Genomic DNA, 4,398 nt, shown 5'->3' with positions numbered 1-4,398 from the left:
GCGGCCTTGCGCTTCGCCGCCCGGGCCTCGGCGCGTGCCTTGGACTTGGCAGCTCGGGCCGCCGCGTCCGCTCCGGGCAAGGCGGCCGGAACAACGACCGAACCATCCTGCCCTGTGACAGCGGACCCGTTGACCGAGGCCGCCGTATCTTGCCCCGGGGCAGCCACTGCGTAAGCGGCCGTCAAACCCAGTACGGCGGTGGCAGACAGTCCGGCGGTCGCGATGCGGGCGGCCCGGGCCGGGTGTCGGCGCCCGGGGTCGTTAGCCGCGCTAGTCATCTCGACCGTCCGAACCATGATTGTCGGAACTCTCCGGCGGGTGGTACTCGCTGTGGTCATCGGAGCCTGCGGACTGCCCGTAACCGTCGTCACCATGTGAGGATCCGGAGTTCCCGCTCGATTGGCCCGAGTCGGGTCGGCGGGATCCACTGGAGCCCGACCCAGACGACTGGTAACCATCCGATCCCGCCCCGGTTTGGCCAGATCCAAATTGTGCGTAGTCGCCACCTACGGAGCCCGCCGAACCTTGTGCGGCGAGTCTGGCGGCACGCCGTTGCGCCGCCTTCTTCTTTGCTTCGCGCTCCTTTGCCTGCTTGGCCTCGCGCTCCAGCTTCTTCTGGGCGGCCACGGCACGGACCGGATCGACCGCCTGTTCGGCGGCCTGGAGTGATTGAGTCGAGGAGACCTCGGCTGAACTCGAGGCGCTCAGTATTTGGGTGTTCACAGCCGCGGCAGCCGCCCCGGCTACCAGCACCCCGGCAATTGACAGGGCGGTGGCGACGCTGACTTTTCGCATTGGTCCTCCTCGGTGTTTCGCCATCTCGTGCCGTCCCAGCCGTGGGTCTGACTGGCCGGGACCGTTGCATCGAACGTATTGGTACCCGAGTGAGGTTTCGACAGGCTAACTTCCAAGACTTAGCCAAGAAGTCGCTTGATTGCTCAGATGGCGCAGTCCAAACCGCCTCCCCCACGGCCTCGAGGCAGCACAATGAAGTGTGCTCGTACTCCTCGTCGAAGACGATCCTGCGGTGGCCGCTGGTGTGCGTGATGGGCTGACCGCCAACGGCTACACGGTTCATCACGTTGCCACTGGAGCCGAGGCGCTCAAAGCTGCCGGTGCGATGCCGTCTCCGGAGCTTGTACTGCTCGATCTTGGACTTCCGGATATCGACGGTCGCGACGTTTGCCGCTCGATCAGGAACGCCTCGGCGGTACCGATCATCGTGATCAGCGCCCGCGACGACGAGGTCGATAAGGTTGTCGGCCTGGAACTCGGCGCCGACGATTACCTCACCAAACCGTTCGGCATTCGCGAGCTAATCGCGCGGATCAGGGCGGTCTTGCGCCGTGTCAATCCACCCCTGTCCAACTCGTCGACGGACAACCCAACCGCCCAAGATGTCGGATCCCTCAGCATTGACCGCCGCACCCAGCGCGTCTATCTGCGTGGCGTGGAGATCTCACTGACCAACAAGGAGTTTGGCCTCTTGAGCTTCCTGGCTGAGGACCCCGGAGCCGTCTGCCGGCGGACGGAGATCCTCAGCGAGGTGTGGGAAACGGATTGGTACGGTCCGACAAAGACCGTTGATGCCCACGTCGCGTCCCTGCGCAAGAAGCTCGGCGATGCGGATTGGATTGAGGCCGTCCGCGGTGTGGGTTTTCGACTCGTTGAACCCGGGGCTAGCGGGTGAAGTGGCGGCTGGTTGCGGTTTTGCTCGCGTTGACGACCTTGGTCCTCCTGGTCCAGGACGTTCCGCTGGCGGCTTACCTGCGCACGATCGAGTCCAATCGGATCATCACCGAATTGCAGCGGGACGCGTTCCTGCTAGCCGGCCGATCAGAAGACACCCTGCAATCGGGAACCGCGCTCAACGACGCTGAGCTCACCGCAGTTGTCACCGCATACGGGAAATCGAAGGGCGCCGACGTCGCAGTCGTCAACGCCGAAGGAATCTTGGTTGCCTCGAGCGGGCCCGAGTTGCAGGTCGGGCGATCGTTCGAGACCCGTCCGGAGATTCAGCAAGCCCTGGCAGGACAGACCGCATCGGGGGAACGGGAATCCACCACGCTGGGGACGCGACTGCTCTACGTCGCTGTGCCTGTCCTTTCAGGTCGCGACACCCTGGGTGCGATCCGACTGACCTACCCTGCTGCCGAGCTGGACAAGCGGGTCAACGATCGGGTCAAGGGAATTGGAATAGTCGCCCTCCTGACCCTCATCGCAGCCGCTGTGGTTGCTTTCCTCTTGGCCGGAACCATCACCCGCCCACTGCGAAGGCTCCAAGCGACCACGGCAGAACTCGCCAGCGGAGATCTGACCGCGCGGGCGGATACCACCGCAGGGGCACCAGAGCTGCGTTCGTTGGCACGAAACCTCAACACCATGGCGGATCGGCTGGACTCGTTGATCGAGTCCCAGCGCTCCTTTGCCTCGGATGCATCCCACCAACTCCGCACTCCGCTGACTGCGCTGCAGTTGCGATTGGATCAGGCGGCGCAGGCGCTCCCGCATGATCCGGCCGACGCCTCCGAGCCGTTGGAGAACGCCAGGGCCGAAACCGAACGACTGCAATTGCTGATCGAAGGTTTGCTCCACCTAGCCAGGGCCGAGGGTGCCAAGCCCCACCTGGTCGCCATGGATCTGGCGGAGGTGGCGACCGATCGGATCGCCATGTGGCAGCCACTTGCTGAGGAGCGCGGCATCAACATCCATGCAAATGCTGCTGCGGACGCTCAGATCGTCGCCTTCCCAGGAGCTCCGGAGCAGATTCTGGACAACTACCTAGACAATGCGATCTCGTTCAGTCCTGCTGGGTCGACCGTGACTGTGGCGATCGACGTGGACCGCAGAGCCCCGGTCCCCGCAACAACATTGCGGGTAATCGACGACGGCCCGGGCCTGACTGCGGACAAACGTGCCCGTGCATTCGATCGTTTCTGGCGTGACCGCGAAGGAAATGCCGGTACCGGGCTGGGTTTGGCTATCGTCAGCCAACTAGCCGAGGCATGCGACGCGAGCGTCGAACTGCGGGAGGCCGCGGACGGTGGCACCGAAGCCGTAGCGATCTTCCGGCGGCCGTGACGGCCATCGGATGGCGCCTCGTGGTGAGTTCAGGATTCGGAGTGCTCACGTAGGTAGGTGGCGAAGTTGGCAACGAACAGGGGCTGCATGTCGCCCACGCTGTCCTCACCGAATGACTCCCGAGCCGCTGCGACCAACTCCACCAGGGTGCCGCTGATGTCCCCGAGCGAGCCCCCCTCATCAGCGGTCGCCTGCATAGCTGGCGTGTGCCGGAAGAGGTCATAAAAGAAGCCGACGTCGTGGCGCTTTTCAGCAAGATCAAACGCCTTGTCGCGCAATTCTTCGTACGGCAGGTCCTCGTAGTCCACGTCGGCGACCTTACCCGCTCGCGGTCGGAGATAGCGCCTCAGGCTTTGTCGGTCCTGCGAGGGTTGCTCGGCAGGACCCAGTCACCGGCGGATTCGTCGACACTCGCCGATTGCTTGTCTGGGTCGTCATCACCCGGCAGCCGACAGATGTGCTCCAACCAGAGAGCGGCCAGGACCAGCAGAAACCCGGCCAGGACGGCGGCTAACGCATTGATGAAGCGCTGCTGGGCAGCTGCGTTGTCCAGTTGGCTCAGGAGTTGAACCGCAATGCCCGCGTAGAAGCCGGCGACCAAGGCGCCAGTTCGCGAGGCAGCCATGGCCAGCGCCGCCGTCCGGGCCGCAACGAACGGGCTGACTGGTCGAGTGCCCTTTGCGCGCAGGATTCGCGGCCGAATAGTCAGTGCCCAGATGAATAGCGCTACGGCGAGCAACGCCAAGGTGGCAGCGGCAGTCCACGGCACCGGCAGCGATCGGCCGACCAGGCTCTGGAACAGGTCAACAGTTGCCCAACCGACGACACCGGCAAGCCCCGCCAAGATGAGCAGCAAGGTCGGGCGTGTAGTCGTCACGGTGTCACCGTATGCCCTTCGGGCAATGTAAGGAACAGGTCCTCGCGCTGGCGAATCCCCTCGGTTCCCGCGTCGCCGAGCGCAGTCAACGCGTCGGCAACCCGGATGGTCGTTCCAGAGATCACGTAGTCGGGGTCCGCACCCGCCCAAGGCACCAAGACGAAGCCGCGCTCGCGCGCCCGTGGATGGGGAAGGATCAGCGCCGGATCGCTGCTCAGGATGTCCTCGTAGTCCAGCACATCAACGTCCAGGGTCCTCGCACCCCACCGAACATCACGAGTCCGGCCACACTCGGCTTCCGCGAGCTGAGCCAGCGCAAGCACCTCTATCGGGGGCAACGTCGTCTCAATGATCAGCACGGCATTGAGGTAGTCGGGCTGATCGGGCCCACCGACTGGATCGGTCTCCACGAGCGGCGACACCGCGATGGCCCGAACTGC

7 protein-coding genes are annotated in these 4,398 nt (G+C 64.4%); 2 read left to right on the top strand and 5 right to left on the bottom strand.

Translation table 11 applies throughout. The features are described from left to right. On the bottom strand, window positions 1-278 hold a 278-nt coding region (locus tag KAZ48_10960), incomplete at its 3' end, for a hypothetical protein (GenBank protein ID MBP7973310.1). Continuing rightward, entirely contained in the window at window positions 271-795 is a 525-nt protein-coding gene (locus tag KAZ48_10955; protein MBP7973309.1) for a hypothetical protein, read from the bottom strand. The genes KAZ48_10960 and KAZ48_10955, both read right to left, overlap by 8 nt. Window positions 796-994: 199 nt before the next feature. On the opposite strand from KAZ48_10955, the gene KAZ48_10950 reads away from it, so the two are divergent. Together KAZ48_10950 and KAZ48_10945 are read left to right on the top strand one after the other, a co-directional pair. Continuing rightward, window positions 995-1,690, top strand: coding sequence for a response regulator transcription factor (locus KAZ48_10950; GenBank protein MBP7973308.1), 696 nt, complete (start codon window positions 995-997; stop codon window positions 1,688-1,690). Beyond that, complete coding sequence (locus KAZ48_10945; protein ID MBP7973307.1) at window positions 1,687-3,081, top strand: HAMP domain-containing protein; 1,395 nt, start codon at window positions 1,687-1,689, stop codon at window positions 3,079-3,081. The genes KAZ48_10950 and KAZ48_10945 overlap by 4 nt, the downstream gene beginning before the upstream one ends. Before the next feature lie 29 nt (window positions 3,082-3,110). On the opposite strand, the gene KAZ48_10940 is transcribed toward KAZ48_10945, so the two are convergent. The 3 genes from KAZ48_10940 to folK all read right to left on the bottom strand — a co-directional run. Then, entirely contained in the window at window positions 3,111-3,389 is a 279-nt protein-coding gene (locus KAZ48_10940) for a hypothetical protein (protein MBP7973306.1), read from the bottom strand. 38 nt (window positions 3,390-3,427) lie between these two features. Next, the gene (locus KAZ48_10935) at window positions 3,428-3,958 is read right to left on the bottom strand and encodes a DUF3180 domain-containing protein (protein ID MBP7973305.1); all 531 of its coding nucleotides are present in this window, start codon (window positions 3,956-3,958) and stop codon (window positions 3,428-3,430) included. Then, window positions 3,955-4,398: 2-amino-4-hydroxy-6-hydroxymethyldihydropteridine diphosphokinase (gene folK, locus KAZ48_10930; protein ID MBP7973304.1), on the bottom strand; the 444-nt coding region annotated here is incomplete at its 5' end. The genes KAZ48_10935 and folK, both read right to left, overlap by 4 nt.

The organism is Candidatus Nanopelagicales bacterium (genome assembly GCA_018003655.1).
In the GTDB taxonomy this organism is placed as follows: Bacteria; Actinomycetota; Actinomycetes; order S36-B12; family UBA10799; genus JAGNDY01.
Note: the sequence above shows the minus strand (reverse complement) of the source record. Positions and strands in the feature narration are given on the sequence as shown.

Excerpts from the sequence above, each read along its gene's own strand:
- KAZ48_10955 (MBP7973309.1), bottom strand. The coding sequence starts at position 795 with ATGCGAAAAGTCAGCGTCGCCACCGCCCTGTCAATTGCCGGGGTGCTG.